A 20,390-nucleotide genomic window follows, 5' to 3' on the forward strand; every position below is an offset into this window, starting at 1 on the left:
GTGTCACTTTCGCTTTGGCAGCAGTGTCTTGCCCGATTGCAGGATGAGTTACCTGCCACAGAATTTAGTATGTGGATACGCCCATTGCAGGCGGAACTGAGTGACAATACCCTGGCGCTTTATGCGCCCAATCGTTTTGTGCTGGATTGGGTTCGCGATAAATACTTAAACAATATCAATGGCCTGTTGAATGATTTCTGCGGTACGGATGCCCCATTACTGCGTTTTGAAGTGGGTAGCAAACCGCTCTCCCAAATCATCAGCCAGACCGTTACTGCCAGCGTCAGTGCACCCAGCGCGCCAATAGTACGCGTCGCGGCACCTTCGCGCCCAAGCTGGGACAACGCGGCACCGCAGCCTGAACTTTCTTACCGCTCCAACGTTAACCCAAAGCATACCTTTGATAACTTTGTAGAGGGTAAATCCAACCAATTGGCGCGCGCGGCGGCCCGCCAGGTGGCGGATAACCCGGGCGGAGCCTATAACCCGTTGTTCCTTTATGGCGGCACCGGTTTGGGTAAAACTCACCTGTTACATGCGGTGGGCAACGGCATCATGGCACGCAAGGCCAACGCCAAAGTGGTCTATATGCACTCGGAACGCTTTGTGCAGGACATGGTCAAAGCCCTGCAGAACAATGCCATTGAAGAATTTAAGCGTTACTACCGTTCGGTCGATGCGCTGCTGATCGATGACATACAATTTTTTGCCAATAAAGAGCGTTCGCAGGAAGAGTTCTTCCATACCTTTAACGCCCTGTTGGAAGGCAATCAGCAGATTATCCTGACCTCCGACCGTTATCCGAAAGAGATAAACGGGGTGGAAGATCGTCTGAAATCCCGCTTCGGTTGGGGGCTGACGGTAGCGATCGAACCGCCGGAGCTGGAAACGCGCGTAGCGATCCTGATGAAAAAGGCCGACGAGAACAATATCCGTCTGCCGGGCGAAGTGGCGTTCTTTATCGCCAAGCGCCTGCGTTCCAACGTGCGTGAGCTCGAAGGGGCGCTGAACCGCGTGATCGCCAACGCAAACTTTACCGGCCGTGCCATTACCATTGATTTCGTGCGTGAAGCGCTGCGTGATCTACTGGCGCTGCAGGAAAAGCTGGTCACCATCGATAATATTCAAAAGACGGTGGCGGAATACTATAAAATTAAAATCGCTGATTTGTTGTCCAAGCGGCGTTCGCGTTCCGTTGCTCGTCCGCGCCAAATGGCGATGGCGCTGGCAAAAGAACTCACCAACCACAGCCTGCCAGAAATCGGCGATGCGTTTGGTGGCCGCGACCATACCACGGTGTTGCACGCCTGCCGGAAGATTGAGCAGTTACGTGAAGAAAGTCACGACATCAAAGAAGATTTCTCCAATTTAATCAGAACATTATCTTCCTAGCGCTATGAAATTTATCGTTGAACGTGAGCATCTGCTAAAACCGCTGCAACAGGTGAGCAGCCCGCTGGGCGGCCGCCCAACACTGCCAATTCTGGGTAACCTGCTGCTGCAGGTGACGGAAGGCTCCCTGCTGTTGACCGGTACCGATCTGGAGATGGAGATGGTGGCGCGCGTTGCCCTGTCCCAACCCCATGAAGCGGGCGCGACTACCGTCCCCGCGCGTAAACTCTTTGATATCTGCCGTGGCTTGCCTGAAGGGGCCGAGATCACTGTAACGTTGGAAGGCGAGCGTATGCTGGTGCGTTCCGGCCGCAGTCGCTTCTCTCTCTCTACGTTGCCCGCGGTAGATTTCCCGAACCTGGACGACTGGCAGAGTGAGGTTGAATTTTCTTTGCCGCAGGCGACGTTGAAGCGCCTGATCGAAGCCACGCAGTTCTCGATGGCTCACCAGGATGTGCGTTACTACTTAAACGGCATGCTGTTTGAAACCGAAGGTGAAGAGTTGCGTACCGTGGCGACCGATGGTCACCGTCTGGCGGTGTGTTCGATGCCGATAGGTCAGCAATTGCCGTCGCATTCGGTGATCGTGCCGCGTAAAGGGGTGATGGAACTGGTGCGTCTGCTGGACGGCGGCGATACGCTGCTGCAACTGCAGATCGGCAGTAACAACATCCGCGCCCACGTCGGTGACTTTATCTTCACTTCCAAGCTGGTTGACGGTCGTTTCCCTGATTATCGTCGCGTATTGCCGAAAAATCCGGACAAAACGTTGGAAGCCGGTTGCGATCTGCTCAAGCAGGCATTTGCTCGCGCGGCCATTTTGTCGAACGAAAAGTTCCGTGGCGTGCGGCTGTATGTCAGCCAAAACCAGCTCAAGATCACCGCCAACAACCCTGAACAGGAAGAAGCGGAAGAGATCCTCGATGTCAGCTACGACGGCACCGAGATGGAGATTGGTTTTAACGTCAGTTACGTGCTGGATGTATTGAACGCGCTCAAGTGTGAAGATGTGCGCCTGCTGCTGACCGACTCGGTTTCCAGCGTGCAGATCGAAGACGGTGCCAGCCAGGCAGCGGCTTATGTCGTCATGCCGATGCGGTTGTAGTCTCATTACCTTGAATTACAGCACCGTCATCGGTAAAGAGATTGCATGGCTCTGACGCGTTTACTGATTAAAGATTTTCGCAATATAGAAGATGCAGATTTGGCGCTGGCACCGGGATTCAACTTCCTGGTGGGGCCCAATGGCAGCGGAAAAACCAGCGTGCTTGAGGCGGTTTACACCCTCGGGCACGGGCGGGCTTTTCGCAGCCTGCAGGCCGGTCGGGTGATCCGCCACGACCAGCCGGAGTTTATTTTGCACGGCCGTATTGACGGTGCAGAACGTGAAATATCCGTAGGATTAAGCAAGAGCCGTCAAGGGGACAGCAAGGTACGCATCGATGGCAGCGACGGCCACAAAGTGGCTGAACTGGCGCAGCTATTGCCGATGCAACTGATTACCCCCGAAGGTTTTACCCTGCTAAACGGTGGGCCGAAATTCCGGCGCGCCTTCCTGGACTGGGGCTGTTTTCATAACGAACCCGGTTTTTTCACCGCCTGGAGCAACCTGAAACGGTTACTGAAGCAGCGCAATGCCGCGCTGCGCCAGGTCAGTCGCTATGCGCAGATCCGCGCCTGGGATCAGGAACTGATCCCCTTGGCCGAGCGTATCAGCGAGTGGCGGGCAGCTTACAGCGACGCGATTGCCGCGGATATTACCGCGACATGCGCGCAGTTTTTGCCCGAATTTGCCCTGAGTTTCTCTTTCCAGCGTGGCTGGGACAAAGAGAGCGACTACGGAGAGCTGCTGGAGCGCCAGTTTGAGCGTGACAGGGCGTTAACCTATACCGCGGTGGGGCCGCATAAGGCGGACTTCCGCATCCGTGCCGACGGCACGCCGGTAGAGGATTTGTTATCGCGCGGTCAGCTTAAACTGCTGATGTGCGCGTTGCGCTTAGCGCAGGGTGAGTTTCTCACCCGGCAGAGCGGGCGGCGTTGCCTGTATCTGATTGATGATTTTGCCTCCGAGCTGGACACCGGCCGTCGCCGGTTACTGGCCGATCGCCTGAAAGCCACCCAGGCCCAGGTCTTTGTCAGTGCCGTGAGCGCTGAACAAGTGACCGATATGGCCGGTGAAAAGGGCAAGATGTTCCGCGTGGAACAAGGTAAAATAGAGGTTCAACCACAGGACTAAAATGAGCGAGAAACGTTGATGTCGAATTCTTATGACTCCTCAAGTATCAAGGTATTAAAAGGGCTGGACGCGGTGCGTAAGCGCCCGGGCATGTATATCGGCGACACCGATGATGGCACCGGTCTGCACCACATGGTATTCGAGGTTGTGGACAACGCTATCGACGAAGCACTCGCTGGCCACTGTAGTGACATCCAGGTGACCATCCATGCCGATAACTCCGTTTCGGTACAGGATGACGGCCGTGGTATCCCGACCGGTATTCACGAAGAGGAAGGGGTTTCTGCGGCACAGGTGATCATGACCGTGCTGCATGCCGGCGGCAAATTTGATGACAACTCCTACAAGGTTTCTGGCGGTCTGCACGGCGTGGGTGTTTCGGTTGTTAACGCCCTGTCTGAAAAACTGGAACTGGTGATCCGTCGCGAAGGCAAGGTGCACGAGCAAACCTACGCCATGGGCGAACCACAGGCGCCGCTGAAAGTGGTCGGTGAAACCGATCAGACCGGCACCACGGTGCGTTTCTGGCCGAGCTATGAAACCTTCACCAATAATGTCGAATTTGAGTACGATATTCTGGCCAAGCGCCTGCGCGAACTCTCATTCCTGAACTCTGGCGTGTCTATCCGCCTGAAAGACAAACGCACGGACAAAGAAGACCACTTCCACTATGAAGGCGGTATCAAGGCGTTTGTTGAGTACCTGAACAAAAACAAAACCCCGATCCATCCAAACGTGTTTTATTTCTCGACCATGAAAGATGACATCGGTGTGGAAGTGGCGCTGCAGTGGAACGACGGTTTCCAGGAAAATATCTACTGCTTCACCAACAACATCCCACAGCGTGATGGGGGTACCCACCTGGTCGGTTTCCGTACCGCGATGACCCGTACCCTGAACAGCTACATGGATAAAGAAGGCTACAGCAAAAAAGCCAAAATCAGCGCCACCGGTGACGATGCGCGTGAAGGCCTGATTGCTGTGGTTTCGGTGAAAGTGCCGGATCCGAAGTTCTCTTCTCAGACCAAAGACAAGCTGGTTTCTTCTGAGGTGAAAACGGCGGTTGAAACGCTGATGAACGAGAAGCTGGTCGATTATCTGATGGAAAACCCGAGCGATGCGAAAATCGTCGTCGGCAAAATCATCGATGCGGCACGTGCTCGTGAAGCAGCGCGTAAAGCGCGTGAAATGACCCGTCGTAAAGGCGCATTGGATCTGGCCGGCCTGCCGGGCAAACTGGCGGATTGCCAGGAACGTGACCCGGCACTGTCTGAACTGTACCTGGTGGAAGGGGACTCAGCGGGCGGCTCTGCCAAGCAGGGGCGTAACCGTAAGAACCAGGCGATCCTGCCGTTGAAAGGTAAAATCCTCAACGTTGAGAAGGCGCGCTTCGACAAGATGCTGTCTTCGCAGGAAGTCGCGACGCTGATCACCGCGCTGGGTTGCGGCATTGGCCGCGATGAGTACAACCCGGACAAGCTGCGTTATCACAGCATCATTATCATGACCGATGCCGACGTCGATGGCTCGCACATCCGTACGCTACTGTTGACCTTCTTCTACCGTCAGATGCCGGAAATCATTGAGCGCGGTCACGTGTTCATTGCCCAGCCGCCGCTGTACAAGGTGAAAAAAGGCAAGCAAGAGCAGTACATCAAAGATGACGAGGCGATGGATCAGTACCAAATCGCCATCGCGATGGACGGTGCCACCCTGCACACCAACGCCAGCGCCCCTGCGCTTGCCGGTGAGCCATTGGAGAAACTGGTTGCCGAGCACTACAGCGTGCAGAAGCTGATCGGTCGCATGGAGCGCCGCTACCCGCGTGCACTGCTGAACAACCTGATCTACCAGCCGACGTTGTTGGAAGGCGATTTGAGCGATCAAGCCAAGGTTAAGACCTGGATTGATTCGCTGGTGAAATTGCTGAACGATAAAGAACAGCACGGCAGCAGCTATGACTCGGTGATCTTTGAGAACCGTGAGCGCCAGATGTTTGAGCCGATCCTGCGCATTCGTACCCACGGTGTGGACACCGACTACGCACTGGACTTCGAATTCATCCACGGCGGTGAATACCGCAAAATCTGCGTGCTGGGTGAGAAACTGCGCGGCCTGATCGAAGAAGATGCCTACATCGAACGTGGTGAGCGTCGTCAGCCGATTGAAAGCTTCGAGCAGGCGTTGGAGTGGCTGGTGAAAGAGTCACGCCGTGGTCTGGCAGTACAGCGTTATAAAGGTCTGGGCGAAATGAACCCAGAGCAGCTGTGGGAAACCACCATGGATCCGGAAAGCCGCCGCATGCTGCGCGTGACGGTGAAGGACGCCATTGCTGCTGACCAACTGTTCACCACCCTGATGGGTGATGCGGTTGAACCTCGTCGTGCCTTTATCGAAGAAAATGCCCTGAAAGCGGCAAACATCGATATCTAACGCATTGATGGCTGTGAAAATCCGCGCCGGGCAACCCGCGCGGATTTTTTTACGCCGTTTTTGGCGCTGACATTACGGGCTGAAACGCGTTAGCATGGGGAAAACCACTGGGAGAGGCTCTAATGGCTATTGAATTGATTGCGATTGATATGGACGGCACGCTGCTCAACCCGCAGCACCAGATTACGCCGGCGGTAAAGCAGGCGATCGCCGAGGCACGCCGCAAAGGGGTGCATGTGGTGCTGGCCACCGGGCGGCCTTACGTCGGTGTGCAGGATTATCTGCGTCAGTTGGATATTCAGGGCCCCGGTGATTTCTGTATTACCTATAACGGCGCACTGGTTTTACAGGCGGCAGACGGCGCCTGCATCCTGCAGGAAACGCTGGGTTTTGAGGATTACCTGCACTTCGAGAAGATGGCTCGCGAGTTTGGCGTCCATTTCCAGGCGTTTGATTTCGATACCCTGTATACCCCGAACAAGGATATCGGCAAATACACCGTACATGAGTCTGAGATGACCGGTATTCCGCTGAAATACCGCAGCGTGGAAGAGATGGATCCTTCGATTCGTTTCCCGAAAGTGATGATGATCGACGAACCGGAGCTGTTGGATCGCGCTATCGCTCGCATCCCGGCAGAAACGCGGGAACGTTACACCATCCTGAAAAGCGCGCCTTATTACCTGGAAATCTTGCACCAGAAAGTGGATAAGGGGGCTGGGGTGAAAATGCTGGCCGATCATCTCGGTATTGCGCGTGAAAATGTGATGACGTTGGGCGATCAAGCCAACGACACGGCGATGATCGAGTACGCCGGGTTGGGCGTGGCAATGGGCAATGCTATCCCGGAGCTGAAAGCGGTAGCGCAGTACGTCACTACCACCAATACTGAAGATGGTGTAGCACGTGCCATCGAGAAATTTGTGCTGAATGCCTGATAGTGTTTTGCCTCCAAGGGGCGCAGCCGCGCCCCTGTAAGCAGGCTATAACCGCGCTAAAATGCCCTTCACAATCTGCACGTCCTGAATCGCCAGCCCGGTCAGATCGGCCAGGGTGATTTGCTGAGGATCGCTGCGCAGTTTTATCCCCTGAGCCAATGCGGTACCTAGTTCGACGATCGGCGTCGATTTAAGCAAACCCTGCCGGTAAGCAGTAGCGATCTCACCAAACTCGGTACATTGTGCCAAAGAATCCACCAACAGCACATCCGCCCTGGCCACCAGATCGGCTGCCAGCTCTTGCTTGCCGTGACTGTCCGCGCCGACCGCGGTGATATGGGTGCCGGGCTGGATATCCGCCGCCCGCAGAATGGGTTCGCGACTCGGAGTGGTGGTGACAATCAAGCGGCAGTGCGCCGCCAGTTCCGCCGCATCCTGGGTGATCTGCACCCGGAAACCTTCGGCTTCGGCATCGCGCCGGTAGGCTTGCAAAGCGACTTCGTTGCGACCCCATACCCAAACCTCGCGGCAGGCGGTCTGGGGTTTTAACTGTTGCAACTGCAACCGGGCCTGCATGCCGCAACCGACGATGCCAATCGCCGGGATCTTCGCCGGAGCGCAGAGTTCGGCGGCAATTCGCCCGGCCAGCGCGGTGCGTAATGCGGTTAGCCAACCTTCGTCCAGCAACAGTGCCTGCGGCTCACCGGTTTGCGCCGAGAAGGCCATCATTAGCCCCTGATTACTGGCCAGCCCTTGCGCCGGATTACGGTAAAAGCCGGAAGAGACCTTGACGACAAATTGCTCGTCGCCTTCCAGCCAGGCCGATTTAATGCAGCTGTCACCAGCCGCCTGTTCAAACAGAAAATGCTGTACCGGCGGCTGTTGCACCTGTTGCTGTGAATAGGCAATAAAACCCTGTTTGAGCAACAAAGTGACGGCATCTGCATTGAAAACGTCAAGGATCTGCCGTTTGTTAATGATTTTCATCGGCGATGGCCTTGAGGTATTTCTCCAGCACGATGTTTTTCCCGCACAGCACCACCGCCACTTTTTTTCCCTGGAATTCCGCTGCCAGTTTGATGGCGGCGGCCAAGGCCACCCCGGCGGCACCTTCGATGATCCAGCGATCGCTGGCGGCTATCTGACGCATGGCCTGTTTGATTTCCGCTTCACTGACCAATATTTTGCGATCGATCACCTGCTGGCACAGCGGGAAGGTGATGGCACCTGGTTCGACACCGCCCGCGGTACCATCGGACAGGGTGTCCTGCTCTTCTACCGGGTAAATATGACCGGCCTGCAGTGCGCTATACATGCTGGTGGCATTTTCCGGCCAGCAGGCAATAAGCTGGGTTTTCGGCGACAATTGCTGCAAAACGGTGCCAATTCCTGAGATATAACCCCCGCCGCCCACGGCGACGAATACCGCATCCAAATCCGCTTGTTGCTCCACCAACTCCATGCCGCAGGTACCCTGGCCGGCAATCACCTGTGGGTCGTTATAGGGGGAAATATAGACCTTGCCCTGTTCAGCGGCGGCCTTTTCTCCCGCCTGTTCGGCATTCAGCGCGTCGCCCGGTACCAGCTCGACCTTGCCACCCAGCGCACGGATGGTCTCGAGTTTGATCGCTGCCGCTGTCTCCGGGGCATACACCGTCACGCTGACGCCCATCAATTTTCCTGCCAGCGCGACGGCCTGGCCGTGATTGCCGGTCGAGGCAGCGATCACTCCGCGGCTGCGCTGTGACTCACTCAGCAGCCGCAGTTTGTTGCTGGCGCCGCGAAACTTGAAAGAGCCGGTATGTTGCAGATGGTCGCATTTCAGATACAGCTCGCAGCCCAACTGCTGTGACAGCAGCACGCTGCGTTCCAGCGGGGTCACGCGAACCTGCGGGCGCAATTGCTGATGGGCGGTAACAATCGCGTCAAATAGCTGACTCATACAGACTCCTTGATATTTTTCAGATAGTTGTAGACGGTAGCGCGGCCGATGCCGAGGATTTTGGCGACGTAGCCGGCGGCATTTTTTCCTTTGAAGGCCCCCTGGTGATACAGCGCCTCCACCATTGCCCGCCGGCCAGCGCCGTTAAGCGAGCTGAGCGTTTGCTGGCGTTGTTGCAACCATTGGTGAATAAAGGTGTTGATGCGCTCCTGCCAGTCGTCCTGGAACAGCACGTCCGGCTGCGGTTGCAGGGCATTGCCGCCAAGAAAGACTTCCAGCGCGGCTTTGGCGCTTTCCAGCACGGTGATATCAAGATTGATGCACATCAGACCAATAGGGTCGCCATTATCATCGCGCAATACCGCGCTGATAGAACGCAGTTGGCTGCCGTCCCAATTGCGTTTCAGATAGGGACCGATCACCTGCAAACCACGATCGTCCTGTAGTTCGCTCAGGTTGGAGTCTTCGCCCAGCTCACGCTGCGATCGGTTATTGCTGATGTAAACCAGCTTCTGGCTGGCAAGATCGTGAAGTGCCACTTCGGCGTAAGGGGCAAACAACAACGTAATGGCATCGGCGATGGCGTGGTAGCGGTTCAGCATGGTGATCTTTTTTTAGATTTAAAAATCCAATTTAGAATTTATTTTCTATTTTGTAAATCACTAAGCTTCCCGATTCGGTGTTTTTTTGTGATCAATCTTGTATTACAAGATTGGTTTTCGTGCTTACAATGCGCGGCAGCCTATTAAGTAATCAACCGGGTTTTAATCTTCATTGGCAGGTTTGTTCGGCTGACGAGATGGAAACACCATTGGATGCGTGGTTTATCAGAAACAGATCGCGCAAAAAGAACGTATTGCTCTGGGGGATAGATTATGGATGCCAGTACTTATTCCACGACAATCAAAAAGATGAACCGACGTATTATTCCATTTATTATGCTGCTTTATCTTATTGCATATATAGACAGATCTAATATTTCCATTGCTGCGTTGCAGATGAATGCCGATTTGGCGCTCAGCGCCGAAATGTATGGTATTGCTGCAGGGATTTTCTATGTTTCCTACATTATTTTTGAAGTCCCCAGCAACATATTATTGAGCCGTATTGGTGCCAAGATATGGATTGCGCGCATCATGGTCACCTGGGGCATTATCGCTGCCGGTATGAGCCTGGTACAAACGCCAACGCAGCTCTATGTGATGCGTTTTTTACTTGGCGTGGCAGAGGCCGGGTTTACCCCAGGAATTATTTATTATCTTTCCTGCTGGTATCCGCGCAGCGACCGTGCGCGTGCCATGTCGATGTTTTACATCGGCGCAGCCTTGGCTTCGGTTATTGGCCTGCCGCTTTCCGGCAGTATCCTGAATATGCACGGCTTATTTGAAATAGCCGGATGGCGCTGGCTGTTTTTGCTGGAAGGTATCCCGGCGGTGTTATTGGGTATCCTGACCTATTTTTATCTCGATGACGCGCCACAACAAGCAAAATGGCTGGCACCTTCGCAACGCCAATGGCTGGTCAAAAAAATGGCCGGCGAAATGGCGGAGACTGCGGGTGGACAATCACATCGCTGGAGCCAGGCACTGACCAACCGGCGGGTTTGGGCGCTGAGCTTTATGTGGTTGTTACAGGCGTTCGGCACCATAGGTATCACGCTATTTTTGCCTTTGATCGTCAAAGGGGTCGTCACGCAGCAAAGTTCCTTTGTCGTCAGTGTCCTTTCCGCCATCCCGTTTTTCTTTGCCTGCATTTTCATGTATTTCAATGGCCGACACTCAGATTTGACCGGTGAGCGTTCGCTGCATTTGGGCGGGCCGCTGATTGCCGCCGGTCTGCTGCTGCTGGCAGCGATTTATTGCCAAAATCTGGTGTTGGCCTACGGCATGCTGGTGCTTACTGTCGCGTTGAACTGGGCGATCACCCCTATTTTCTGGGCGGTAACTACCGAATCGATCGCCGGTGTGGCGGGGGCGGCGTCAATTGCCTTGATTAACGCCGTTGCCAATATTGCCGGCCTGGTGTTTCCGCCGGTCATGGGGCGAATTAAAGATGTTACCGGCAGCTATGATATCGCGTTGATGGCCATTGCTGCGGCGTTAGTGGCCGGAGGCATTATAGGCCTGCGGCTCGGCAAACCTGTGTTGGCTGGCGCTGGCGTGGCGGCTTTGCGGGAGAACAATAATGGCTGAGAGCATTTTGCAGGCCTCACCCTTGCCGCAAAGGCTGGTGGCACGGCTGCGTCAACATTTTCCGTTGGTGGATATGCGCGAGCTGGCGCCCTTGGCATTGGCATCACAGGCCGACGAATTCACCGTACTGCTGGTTGATGGAGAAACGGCGGTCAGTGCGGCGCAAATTACCGCCTTGCCGCAGTTAAAACTGATCGCGGTATTTGGTGTGGGTTATGAGCGGGTGGATGTGCTGGCTGCAAGGGCGAAGGGGGTTCGGGTAACCCATACGCCCGGGGTGCTGACCGATGACGTTGCCGATCTGGCGATTGGACTGCTGCTGGCGACGGCCCGACAGATTGGCGGCGCACAACGTTTTATCGAGCGTGGAGGTTGGCTGCAAGGCAGCTATCCATGGACGCGCAAGGTCAGCGGCGCACGCCTGGGCATTCTTGGTCTGGGGCGGATCGGGCGGGCTATCGCTCAGCGGGCGGCGGCCTTCAATATGGCCGTCAGTTATCATTCCCGCCAACAAGCTGCCGATTTCACCGGGCGTTTTTTTGCGACTCCGCTGGCATTGGCAGATCATTGCGATTTTCTGTTGGTTTGCACTAACGGCGGGGCCCAGACGCGTGCGCTGGTGGATGCCAGGGTCCTGGCAGCGCTGGGTTGCGACGGCATTTTAATCAATATTGCGCGTGGTTCGGTGGTGGATGAAGCGGCATTGGTGATGGCGATTGATCGGGGAACCATCGCCGGTGCCGGTCTGGATGTCTTTGAATGTGAGCCGCAGGTGCCTGCCGCGTTGATGGGGCGGGATAATGTGGTACTGACGCCACATATGGCCAGTGCGACCCACTGCACGCGACGGCTGATGGTCGATCTGGTGTTCGACAACATAGCGGCCCATTTTGCCGGTCGCCCCTTGCCAACGCCGGTTGTGGAAAGCCCCAATGCTTAGCATCACCCTTTCTTTATTCCTGCCTGATGATCACTCAACGATCGCTGTAGGTTATTGGCCCCCTTCACATGAATTGTCTGTTTTGTGATCTCGATTGTAGTACAACTTTATTTGTTGGTACTACAATGTGGGTAAGGTTACTTAGGTAAGTCATAAAGATTGTGCTGCAACCGCAGGACGCCAGTGGGAGACGCGGGTAAAGTAAATCCGTTATCACAGGATGGCGAATGCCACGGAGAAACCATGAACAAGCAGCAGATCGGTAAAACCGACCGCATCATCATCGAGATGGGCCAGCAGATCGTCGGCGGCAAGTATGTCCCGGGCGCAGCGTTACCGTCAGAGGCTGAGCTGTGCGAAGAATTTGAAACTTCGCGCAATATCATCCGCGAAGTCTTGCGTGCGCTGATGGCCAAGCGACTGGTGGAAGTGAAGCGCTATCGCGGCGCATTTGTGACGCTGCGTAACCAGTGGAATTACCTGGATACCGACGTCCTTAACTGGGTGCTGGCACAGGATTACGACCCACGTCTGATCGCATCGATGAGTGAGGTTCGCAACCTGGTGGAGCCTACCATCGCCCGCTGGGCGGCAGAGCGGGCGACTTCCAGCGAACTGGCGGTGATAGAGGCGGCGCTGAACGACATGATAGCCCACCATCAGGAGCGTGAACGCTTCAATGAAGCCGACATTCGCTACCACGAAGCGGTGCTGGCGGCGGTGCATAACCCGGTACTGCAACAGCTCAGCGTGGCGATCAGTTCTCTGCAACGCGCGGTGTTTGAGCGTACCTACATGTCGGATGAGGACAATATGCCGCGTACCCTGCGTGAACATCAGGAATTGTATGACGCGATCCGTCATCAGGATGCGGATGCCGCAGAGCAGGCGGCAATGGCGATGATCGCCAGCTCGACCAAACGCTTAAAGGACATTACTTGACTGCTCCCTGTACTGGGCGAGGTCTTCAGAGGGCTATTTGATGAGTGACAGCTTTATCGCGATTGACTGGGGTTCCACCAACCTGCGCGCCTGGCGTTACGAACAGGGCGTCTGTGTCGACAGCCTGCAGTCAGAGGCCGGTGTTACCCGCCTTGGCGATCGCACGCCGCAGCAGGTTTTCAGCGAGCTGATGGCGCGCTGGGAGGCACCGTTGCCGGTGGTGATGGCGGGAATGATCGGTAGCAATGCCGGCTGGCAGCAGGTTCCCTATCTGCCTTGTCCAACCCGCCTGACCGAGGTTGCCCACCAGTTAACGGCGGTAGAGCAGGCTTTACCTTACCGGGCCTGGATTATTCCGGGTATCTGTGTCGAACGTGAAGACAATTGCAACGTTATGCGCGGTGAAGAAACCCAGTTGATAGGTGCCTATGCGGAACAGCCGTCGGCGCTGTATGTCATGCCCGGCACTCACAGTAAATGGGTGCGAATGGAGGGGGACATTCTGGCAGATTTCCGCACGGTGATGACCGGCGAACTGCATCATCTGTTGCTCCGCCATTCGTTGATCGGCGTGGGGCTGAACGAGCAGCAACCGTCACCGCAGGCATTTTCGCGCGGGCTGGAAACCGGCATGAATGAAAGCCACATCGTGCGCCGTTTATTTGAAACCCGCGCTGCTCACGTGCTCGGCAAACTGGAGAAAAGTTCGGTCAGTGACTGGCTTTCCGGGTTGCTGATTGGCAACGAAGTCGCGCAGATGCAGCGTGAATACCCGCTGCCGTCGAGTGCCTCGTTAACGGTGATCGGGAATCCGCAGTTGGGCGGGCGCTATGCCCAGGCATTGAATCTGGCCGGAATACGCTACCAGCTACTGGACGGCGATCGGGCTTTCCAATCGGGAATAAGGAGCATTGTGCATGAGCTGGAACACTGAACTGCCGCTGATTGCCATTCTGCGCGGTATTACGCCACAGGAAGCGGGTGAGCATGTACAAACGTTGCTGGACGCGGGGTTCGATGCGATCGAAATTCCGATGAACTCGCCGGGCTGGCAACAAAGTATCGGCGATACGGTGAAAAAATTCGGCGACCGGGCCCTGATTGGCGCAGGCACCGTGCTGCAACCGATGCAGGTGGATGAACTGGCGGCGGTGGGCGGAAAGCTGGTAGTAACGCCCAATACTCAGCCGGCGGTGATCCGTCGGGCAGTGGAACTGGGCATGACGGTTTGCGCCGGTTGCGCTACCGCTTCAGAAGCATTCAACGCCCTGGAGGCCGGTGCTCAGGCGCTGAAAATTTTCCCGTCGGTTTCTTTCGGCCCAGATTACATCAAGGCGCTGAAAGCGGTATTGCCGCCGCAGATCCCCGTTTTTGCCGTCGGCGGGATCACACCGGAAAACTTGCCTTTGTATCTGGCCGCAGGCTGTGTGGGGGCGGGGTTGGGAGGCGATCTCTATCGCGCTGGCCAATCGGTGGAGCGCACCGCTCAGCAGGCTGCCGCTTTCGTTTTAGCCTATAAGGAAGCCACCCAATGAAAATAACCAAAATGACCACCTACCGGCTACCGCCGCGCTGGATGTTCCTGAAAATTGAAACCGATGAAGGTATCGTCGGCTGGGGCGAGCCGGTGATTGAAGGACGGGCGCGCAGCGTGGAGGCGGCGGTGCACGAGCTGTCAGAATATGTGGTTGGCCAGGATCCCGCACGCATTAACGATATCTGGCAGACGCTCTACCGTGGCGGTTTCTATCGCGGAGGCCCAATCCTGATGAGCGCGATCGCCGGCATTGATCAGGCTTTGTGGGATATCAAAGGCAAGGCGCTGGGTGTACCGGTTTATCAGCTGCTGGGCGGCCTGGTACGCGACAAAATCAAGGCTTATAGCTGGGTGGGCGGAGATCGTCCTTCTGACGTGATCGCCGGCATCAACAAGCTGACGGAAATCGGCTTCGACACCTTTAAACTCAACGGCTGTGAAGAGATGGGCATCATCGACAGTGCGCGTAAGGTGGATGCAGCGGTGGCGGTGGTGGCGCAGATCCGCGAAGCCTTTGGCAACCGCATCGAGTTTGGTCTGGATTTCCATGGCCGCGTCGATGCGCCGATGGCGAAAATCCTGATCAAAGAACTGGAACCCTACCGTCCGTTGTTTATTGAGGAGCCGGTACTGGCGGAGCAGGCAGAGTACTATCCACGTCTGGCAGCGCAAACGCATATCCCGATTGCCGCCGGTGAGCGCATGTATTCACGCTTTGATTTCAAACGGGTGCTGGCGGACGGTGGCCTGGCGATTATTCAGCCGGACTTGTCTCACGCCGGTGGTATCACCGAATGCTTTAAGATTGCCGCGATGGCGGAGACTTACGATGTAGCACTGGCACCGCATTGCCCACTGGGGCCGATTGCGCTGGCTGCCTGTCTGCATGTGGATTTTGTGGCGCGTAATGCGGTGTTCCAGGAGCAGAGTATGGGCATTCACTACAATCAGGGGGCCGAACTGCTGGACTATGTGGTGAATAAAGACGATTTCAAAATGACCGACGGCCATTTCTACCCGCTGACCAAACCGGGGCTTGGGGTAGAGATCAACGAAGAGCTGGTGATCGAGCGCAGTAAACAAGCGACGGATTGGCGTAATCCGGTGTGGCGTTACCCAGACGGTGCAGTGGCTGAGTGGTAATCGCGTATTAAATAATAATTAAATTCATCTTTAACAGGCACCTCACTGTGTCTCGCTTGACGTCGCCGTCAGGCGAGGTACTTGGCTGAAAATAGAGATTGGAAGTGGGCCAGATGAATAACTGACTGTGCTTGCCAGTTAGTTATTAAATAAGCGACCGGGAAATTAACTTTATTATTCCCCATTATATTAACCGCTCCGATTTCTCATGGCGGATGTCGCGGTTGGTGTTTTGTCAGACCGCATGGTTGCTCCACGTCATTTGAAAAATAGTTAAATCATTATCAGTAACTCGACTCGGCGGCGCTACCCTACAATATCGCACCGCTATTATTAAAATCCGCAAAATAACGGAATAAAGATAATGGATACAACATTGACCTCAACACCAAGAAGTAAACGCCGCTATCTAACGTTATTAATGATATTTGTCACCGTGGTGATTTGCTATGTTGACCGCGCCAATCTGGCGGTGGCTTCGGCGCATATTCAACAAGAGTTTGGTATCAGCAAGGCGCAGATGGGTTATATCTTCTCGGCTTTTGCCTGGACCTATACCCTGTGTCAGATCCCGGGGGGTTGGTTCCTGGATCGCGTTGGCTCAAAGCTGACCTATTTTATTGCCATCATGGGCTGGTCGATCGCCACCTTGCTACAGGGATTCGCCAGTGGCCTGGTATCGCTGATTGGCCTGCGTGCAGTGACCGGGCTGTTTGAAGCGCCGGCATTCCCCACCAACAATCGCATCGTCACCAGTTGGTTCCCCGAGCAGGAGCGCGCTTCGGCAGTGGGGTTCTATACCTCCGGCCAGTTTGTCGGGCTGGCCTTTCTGACACCGCTGTTGATCTGGGTGCAGGAGTTGTTGAGCTGGCACTGGGTGTTCATCATTACCGGCGCGGTTGGCATTGTTTGGGCGCTGGTGTGGCAGCGTGTGTACCAGTCGCCGCGCAACAGCAAAGGGGTGAATGACGCCGAGCTGAAATATATCCAGGCCGGTGGCGGCATGGTGGACGGCGACGTCGCGTCGGAAAAGAAAAATCGTGTCCCGCTCACCGCGGCTGACTGGACGCTGGTGTTTCACCGCAAGCTGGTCGGGGTGTATCTGGGCCAGTTCGCCATTACTTCGACGCTGTGGTTCTTTCTCACCTGGTTCCCGAACTATCTGACGCAGGAAAAACACATTGCGGCGCTGACCGCCGGTTTTATGACCACGGTACCCTTCCTGGCGGCGTTCTGCGGTGTCTTGTTATCCGGTTTTGTCGCCGATCGCTTGCTGCGCAGCGGTCGTTCGATAGGGTTTGCACGTAAAACGCCGATCATCTGCGGATTGTTGTTATCCACCTGCATTATGGGAGCCAATTACACCAACGATCCGCTGTGGATTATGGTGCTGATGGCTCTGGCGTTCTTTGGCAACGGTTTTGCCTCCATCACCTGGTCGCTGGTGTCATCGCTGGCACCGACCCGGTTGATCGGTTTGACCGGTGGGGTGTTTAACTTTGTCGGCGGGCTGGGGGGGATCACGGTTCCGCTGGTGGTGGGTTATCTGGCGCAAGATTACGGTTTTGCACCGTCGCTGATTTACATCGCCGTAGTGGCGTTGCTCGGCGCGTTGTCATATCTGCTGTTGGTGGGTGATGTGAAACGCGTCGGCTGATCCGGTAAGATGGCGGCTCAGTGCCAGCATGAGCAGGGGAGCCGCCATGAGCCATCGGGAAAAACAGCTGACTTTTGATCCACGTGGACATCAGTTAACCAATATTAACGTCTGGACGCCGGACAGCCAGTGGCTGGCCTATGACGTACGGCCGAGCGGCGCTTCTTTCACCGGCCTGAGCATCGAACGGGTGAACGTTGACAGCGGGATAGTGGAAGTGGTGTATCGCGCTCAGCACGGTGCCCACGTGGGCGTGGTGACCGTCAGCCCCGATGCACCGGCGCGCTATGCCTTTATTCACGGCCCGGAGCATCCTGATAGCGTTTGGCATTACGATTTTCACCATCGTCGCGGGGTGATCGTCAGCGAACCGGATCGCGAACTGGCCATTACCCTCGATGCGATGGATATCACCGCACCTTATACCCCAGGCGCCCTGCGCGGCGGCACTCACGTTCACGTGTTTAGTCCGGACGGCAGTCGCCTGAGCTTTACCTACAATGACCACGTGATGCATGAGCTGGACCCGGCGCAGGATCTGCGAAACGTTGGGGTGGCCGTACCGTTACAGGGTGTGAATCCCCCCAAGCAGCATCCGCGTGAGTATGATGGCAGCCATTACTGCGTGCTGGTCAGCGAGACTACGCCGCAACCGCAACCGGGCAGTGACCAAATTAATCGAGCCTACGAAGAGGGCTGGGTCGGCCAACACGGCTATATTCGACCAGACGGACGGCAGCAGCGCTGGGCGCTGGCGTTTATCGGCGATACGATTTCCAGCAGCGGTGAAACGTTACCCGAGGTTTTCATTGCTGATTTGCCGCAGGATGACGCCGATTACGCCAAAGCCGGTGCCCGTCCGTTGCAAGGCACCGCCACCCATTTACCTGCGCCTCCGTTGGGGGTACGTCAACGGAGGCTGACCTTTACCGGCCGGCGGCGTTATCCCGGCGTGGTGACCACTCCCCGTCACTGGCTGCGCAGTTCACCCGACGGCAGTATGATCGCCTGCCTGATGAAGGATGACTCGGGAGTGGTGCAACTGTGGACGCTTTCACCCAACGGCGGTGAACCGCACCAGGTCACCCGCGGTGAGCAAGGGATCCAGTCGGCATTCAGTTGGCATCCGCAGGGGGGCCGGATTGCACTGGTGTGTGATAACAGCCTGATGTTGTGTGAGGTGGCCAGCGGGCGGATGCAGCGTTTGACGCAACGTACTGCACTGCCGCCATCGGGGGATGCGATCGTGTTCTCGCCGGACGGCAGCAAAGTGGCGTTTATGCGTGAAATCGACGGATTCAGCCAGATTTTTGTGGCCGAGGTGTGAGCTAATGCGGGTACATGGCCCGCATCAATCTATTTTACTGCGGCGTGGCCGCGGCGGCATGAGCAGGGTCGCCGCTGGCGGCCAGGTTCTGCTCTTCACCGCGCAAGATGCGTGCTTTCGGTGAGTCTGCGGTGCCGTCACTGCCGGAGCGCAGGTAGTCGTAAGGCAGCAATACGGTGTCCATCACCGCCGAGAAAGGCAGGTCCAACGCCACCAGTGGCATCATCGCCCAACTGGTATTGTCGTCCTTCAGAACGTCCATGCTGGCACGAGTGCCGGGATAGTAGCCCTGATTCGGGCCGGTGTGACTCATCACGCTGGAGCAGCCGTTAGTCGCTAACAGCATGCAACTGGTTGCAATCACTCTTATCGTTTTCATTTTCCATCCTGCAGGGTGCTGTTCCCCAAAATCTGCTGATCTATAACATCTTGTGGATGTTTTAAAAGGAGCAAGAGCCCGCTCTGTGGCGGCCGTCTCAGTTTATTGTAAGGGATAAAAAAACTTTCGCCGCACTGATTATCATTTTTTTGATCGTCCGCGCTTGAAATGGTGAAAGCAACCCCCATTTTCTTATCAGAAGTAAATTAAGAATTCGCCGTAAGGGAATTCTGATTATTTAGCCTGTCCCAACGGGAAGGCTTAATTATTAAACCTCGCTGAAGTGCCTTAGGAGGCTGTTTTATGCGTAATTTTGATCTCTCTCCGCTCTACCGTTCCGCGATTGGCTTTGACCGTTTATTTAATGCGTTGGAGGCGGGCCAGAGTCAGGGGAATGGCGGTTATCCCCCTTATAATGTTGAGCTGGTGGATGAAAATCATTACCGCATCACCATCGCGGTGGCCGGTTTCGCCGAGCAAGAGCTGGAAATTACCGCTCAGGATAACCTGCTGATAGTACGGGGTGCCCATAATAACGAACCGGCGGAAAGAACCTACTTATATCAAGGTATTGCCGAGCGCAACTTTGAACGTAAATTCCAGTTGGCCGAGCATATCCAAATTAAAGGCGCCAAATTGGAAAACGGTTTGTTGTATATCGATATGGAACGTATCGTGCCGGAAACATTAAAACCGCGCCGGATCGAAATTAAATAATGCCTATTTCATCGGCGGAACGAACCGCCGGTGCAATGAATGTTGGTTAACTTGCCTGCCGTCAGGGGGCACAGCTTAATTTACCCTACGGGTAAAATCTCGCTTCATAGAAGGAGTTTACACTATGCGTAATTATGACTTATCCCCGCTGCTGCGTCAGTGGATCGGTTTTGACAAGCTGGCCAGTTCAATGGGCGGCCAGGAGCCGCAAGGGTTCCCGCCTTACAACATCGAGAAAAGCGACGATAACCACTACCGCATTTCTCTGGCGCTGGCCGGGTTCAAGCAAAGCGAGCTGGATATTGAAGTTGAAGGTCCGCGCCTGACCGTGCGCGGCAAGCCGACGCCAACGGAAAAGCAGGTGGAATATCTGCACCAGGGGCTGGTGTGCAAAGAGTTCACACTGACCTTCACGCTGGCTGAACATCTGCAGGTGTCCGAGGCCCAGTTTGAAAACGGCCTGCTGCATATTGATCTGGTACGTCAGGTACCGGAAGCCCTGCAGCCACAGCGGATTGCCATCGGCACCACGCCAGGGCTGGAAGCCAAATAATCGACTGAGAAACAGTTAAATTTTCAGGGGAAGTCCTAACGGGCTTCCCCCTTTGCTTTCTG

19 protein-coding genes are annotated in these 20,390 nt (G+C 55.5%); 15 read left to right on the forward strand and 4 right to left on the reverse strand.

The features are described 5' to 3' along the window. The 5 genes from dnaA to yidA form a co-directional block, all read left to right on the forward strand. Positions 1-1,392, forward strand: a 1,392-nt coding sequence (gene dnaA / locus QOT07_RS00005; protein ID WP_283602369.1) for a chromosomal replication initiator protein DnaA, incomplete at its 5' end; no start/stop codon positions are given. 4 nt (positions 1,393-1,396) lie between these two features. Continuing rightward, positions 1,397-2,497: a DNA polymerase III subunit beta gene (gene dnaN, locus QOT07_RS00010; protein ID WP_099064430.1), complete on the forward strand. Its 1,101-nt coding sequence runs from the start codon at positions 1,397-1,399 to the stop codon at positions 2,495-2,497. Between the two features lie 45 nt (positions 2,498-2,542). After that, complete coding sequence (gene recF / locus QOT07_RS00015) at positions 2,543-3,628, forward strand: DNA replication/repair protein RecF (RefSeq protein ID WP_099064431.1); 1,086 nt, start codon at positions 2,543-2,545, stop codon at positions 3,626-3,628. 18 nt (positions 3,629-3,646) lie between these two features. Further along, on the forward strand, positions 3,647-6,061 hold the full coding sequence (gene gyrB / locus QOT07_RS00020; protein ID WP_099064432.1) for a DNA topoisomerase (ATP-hydrolyzing) subunit B: 2,415 nt from the start codon (positions 3,647-3,649) through the stop codon (positions 6,059-6,061). A 122-nt stretch (positions 6,062-6,183) separates the two neighbouring features. Then, positions 6,184-6,999: a sugar-phosphatase gene (gene yidA, locus QOT07_RS00025; protein ID WP_099064433.1), complete on the forward strand. Its 816-nt coding sequence runs from the start codon at positions 6,184-6,186 to the stop codon at positions 6,997-6,999. A gap of 45 nt (positions 7,000-7,044) precedes the next feature. Here the strand turns inward: yidA and QOT07_RS00030 are convergent, their stop codons facing one another. Genes QOT07_RS00030 through QOT07_RS00040 form a run of 3 tightly spaced genes read right to left on the reverse strand, consistent with a single transcriptional unit; the run spans position 7,045 to position 9,543 of the window. Then, the gene (locus tag QOT07_RS00030; RefSeq protein ID WP_283602370.1) at positions 7,045-7,986 is read right to left on the reverse strand and encodes an ornithine cyclodeaminase family protein; all 942 of its coding nucleotides are present in this window, start codon (positions 7,984-7,986) and stop codon (positions 7,045-7,047) included. Further along, on the reverse strand, positions 7,973-8,941 hold the full coding sequence (locus QOT07_RS00035) for a threonine/serine dehydratase (protein ID WP_099064435.1): 969 nt from the start codon (positions 8,939-8,941) through the stop codon (positions 7,973-7,975). The genes QOT07_RS00030 and QOT07_RS00035 overlap by 14 nt, the downstream gene beginning before the upstream one ends. Next, complete coding sequence (locus QOT07_RS00040; protein WP_099064436.1) at positions 8,938-9,543, reverse strand: helix-turn-helix transcriptional regulator; 606 nt, start codon at positions 9,541-9,543, stop codon at positions 8,938-8,940. Before QOT07_RS00040 ends, QOT07_RS00035 begins: the two co-directional genes overlap by 4 nt. Positions 9,544-9,816: 273 nt before the next feature. On the opposite strand from QOT07_RS00040, the gene QOT07_RS00045 reads away from it, so the two are divergent. The 8 genes from QOT07_RS00045 to QOT07_RS00080 all read left to right on the forward strand — a co-directional run bounded on the left by QOT07_RS00045 (position 9,817) and on the right by QOT07_RS00080 (position 18,679). Beyond that, positions 9,817-11,133: an MFS transporter gene (locus tag QOT07_RS00045; RefSeq protein WP_283602371.1), complete on the forward strand. Its 1,317-nt coding sequence runs from the start codon at positions 9,817-9,819 to the stop codon at positions 11,131-11,133. Then, positions 11,126-12,073, forward strand: a complete 948-nt coding sequence (locus tag QOT07_RS00050) for a 2-hydroxyacid dehydrogenase (RefSeq protein WP_283602372.1) — start codon at positions 11,126-11,128, stop codon at positions 12,071-12,073. Before QOT07_RS00045 ends, QOT07_RS00050 begins: the two co-directional genes overlap by 8 nt. A gap of 243 nt (positions 12,074-12,316) precedes the next feature. Next, entirely contained in the window at positions 12,317-13,015 is a 699-nt protein-coding gene (locus QOT07_RS00055; RefSeq protein WP_099064439.1) for a FadR/GntR family transcriptional regulator, read from the forward strand. A 40-nt stretch (positions 13,016-13,055) separates the two neighbouring features. After that, positions 13,056-13,949, forward strand: a complete 894-nt coding sequence (locus QOT07_RS00060; protein WP_283602373.1) for a 2-dehydro-3-deoxygalactonokinase — start codon at positions 13,056-13,058, stop codon at positions 13,947-13,949. Further along, positions 13,933-14,550, forward strand: coding sequence for a 2-dehydro-3-deoxy-6-phosphogalactonate aldolase (locus QOT07_RS00065; RefSeq protein ID WP_099064441.1), 618 nt, complete (start codon positions 13,933-13,935; stop codon positions 14,548-14,550). The genes QOT07_RS00060 and QOT07_RS00065 overlap by 17 nt, the downstream gene beginning before the upstream one ends. Beyond that, positions 14,547-15,695, forward strand: coding sequence for a galactonate dehydratase (gene dgoD / locus QOT07_RS00070; protein ID WP_012004518.1), 1,149 nt, complete (start codon positions 14,547-14,549; stop codon positions 15,693-15,695). The genes QOT07_RS00065 and dgoD overlap by 4 nt, the downstream gene beginning before the upstream one ends. Before the next feature lie 364 nt (positions 15,696-16,059). Then, the gene (locus QOT07_RS00075; protein ID WP_283602374.1) at positions 16,060-17,352 is read left to right on the forward strand and encodes an MFS transporter; all 1,293 of its coding nucleotides are present in this window, start codon (positions 16,060-16,062) and stop codon (positions 17,350-17,352) included. 46 nt (positions 17,353-17,398) lie between these two features. After that, complete coding sequence (locus QOT07_RS00080) at positions 17,399-18,679, forward strand: YidR family protein (protein WP_099064443.1); 1,281 nt, start codon at positions 17,399-17,401, stop codon at positions 18,677-18,679. 34 nt (positions 18,680-18,713) lie between these two features. On the opposite strand, the gene QOT07_RS00085 is transcribed toward QOT07_RS00080, so the two are convergent. Continuing rightward, positions 18,714-19,058 carry a YceK/YidQ family lipoprotein gene (locus tag QOT07_RS00085; RefSeq protein ID WP_099064444.1) on the reverse strand — a complete coding sequence of 115 codons (345 nt, stop codon included), beginning with the start codon at positions 19,056-19,058 and terminating at the stop codon, positions 18,714-18,716. A 303-nt stretch (positions 19,059-19,361) separates the two neighbouring features. Here QOT07_RS00085 and ibpA point away from each other — a divergent pair, with 303 nt between their 5' ends. Then, on the forward strand, positions 19,362-19,775 hold the full coding sequence (gene ibpA, locus QOT07_RS00090) for a small heat shock chaperone IbpA (RefSeq protein WP_099064446.1): 414 nt from the start codon (positions 19,362-19,364) through the stop codon (positions 19,773-19,775). A 124-nt stretch (positions 19,776-19,899) separates the two neighbouring features. Beyond that, positions 19,900-20,328 (forward strand): small heat shock chaperone IbpB, encoded by a 429-nt coding sequence (gene ibpB, locus QOT07_RS00095; RefSeq protein WP_099064447.1) that lies wholly within the window; start codon positions 19,900-19,902, stop codon positions 20,326-20,328. Positions 20,329-20,390 lie beyond the last annotated feature (62 nt).

The organism is Serratia proteamaculans, from assembly GCF_949794035.1.
Classification (GTDB): Bacteria; Pseudomonadota; Gammaproteobacteria; order Enterobacterales; family Enterobacteriaceae; genus Serratia; species Serratia proteamaculans.

Excerpts from the sequence above, each read along its gene's own strand:
- QOT07_RS00035 (WP_099064435.1), bottom strand. The coding sequence starts at position 8,941 with ATGAGTCAGCTATTTGACGCGATTGTTACCGCCCATCAGCAATTGCGC.
- QOT07_RS00085 (WP_099064444.1), bottom strand. The coding sequence starts at position 19,058 with ATGAAAACGATAAGAGTGATTGCAACCAGTTGCATGCTGTTAGCGACT.
- dnaN (WP_099064430.1), top strand. The coding sequence starts at position 1,397 with ATGAAATTTATCGTTGAACGTGAGCATCTGCTAAAACCGCTGCAACAG.
- QOT07_RS00075 (WP_283602374.1), top strand. The coding sequence starts at position 16,060 with ATGGATACAACATTGACCTCAACACCAAGAAGTAAACGCCGCTATCTA.
- QOT07_RS00050 (WP_283602372.1), top strand. The coding sequence starts at position 11,126 with ATGGCTGAGAGCATTTTGCAGGCCTCACCCTTGCCGCAAAGGCTGGTG.
- ibpA (WP_099064446.1), top strand. The coding sequence starts at position 19,362 with ATGCGTAATTTTGATCTCTCTCCGCTCTACCGTTCCGCGATTGGCTTT.
- QOT07_RS00065 (WP_099064441.1), top strand. The coding sequence starts at position 13,933 with ATGAGCTGGAACACTGAACTGCCGCTGATTGCCATTCTGCGCGGTATT.
- QOT07_RS00080 (WP_099064443.1), top strand. The coding sequence starts at position 17,399 with ATGAGCCATCGGGAAAAACAGCTGACTTTTGATCCACGTGGACATCAG.
- ibpB (WP_099064447.1), top strand. The coding sequence starts at position 19,900 with ATGCGTAATTATGACTTATCCCCGCTGCTGCGTCAGTGGATCGGTTTT.
- QOT07_RS00030 (WP_283602370.1), bottom strand. The coding sequence starts at position 7,986 with ATGAAAATCATTAACAAACGGCAGATCCTTGACGTTTTCAATGCAGAT.
- gyrB (WP_099064432.1), top strand. The coding sequence starts at position 3,647 with ATGTCGAATTCTTATGACTCCTCAAGTATCAAGGTATTAAAAGGGCTG.
- QOT07_RS00055 (WP_099064439.1), top strand. The coding sequence starts at position 12,317 with ATGAACAAGCAGCAGATCGGTAAAACCGACCGCATCATCATCGAGATG.
- yidA (WP_099064433.1), top strand. The coding sequence starts at position 6,184 with ATGGCTATTGAATTGATTGCGATTGATATGGACGGCACGCTGCTCAAC.
- QOT07_RS00045 (WP_283602371.1), top strand. The coding sequence starts at position 9,817 with ATGGATGCCAGTACTTATTCCACGACAATCAAAAAGATGAACCGACGT.
- QOT07_RS00040 (WP_099064436.1), bottom strand. The coding sequence starts at position 9,543 with ATGCTGAACCGCTACCACGCCATCGCCGATGCCATTACGTTGTTGTTT.
- QOT07_RS00060 (WP_283602373.1), top strand. The coding sequence starts at position 13,056 with ATGAGTGACAGCTTTATCGCGATTGACTGGGGTTCCACCAACCTGCGC.
- dgoD (WP_012004518.1), top strand. The coding sequence starts at position 14,547 with ATGAAAATAACCAAAATGACCACCTACCGGCTACCGCCGCGCTGGATG.
- recF (WP_099064431.1), top strand. The coding sequence starts at position 2,543 with ATGGCTCTGACGCGTTTACTGATTAAAGATTTTCGCAATATAGAAGAT.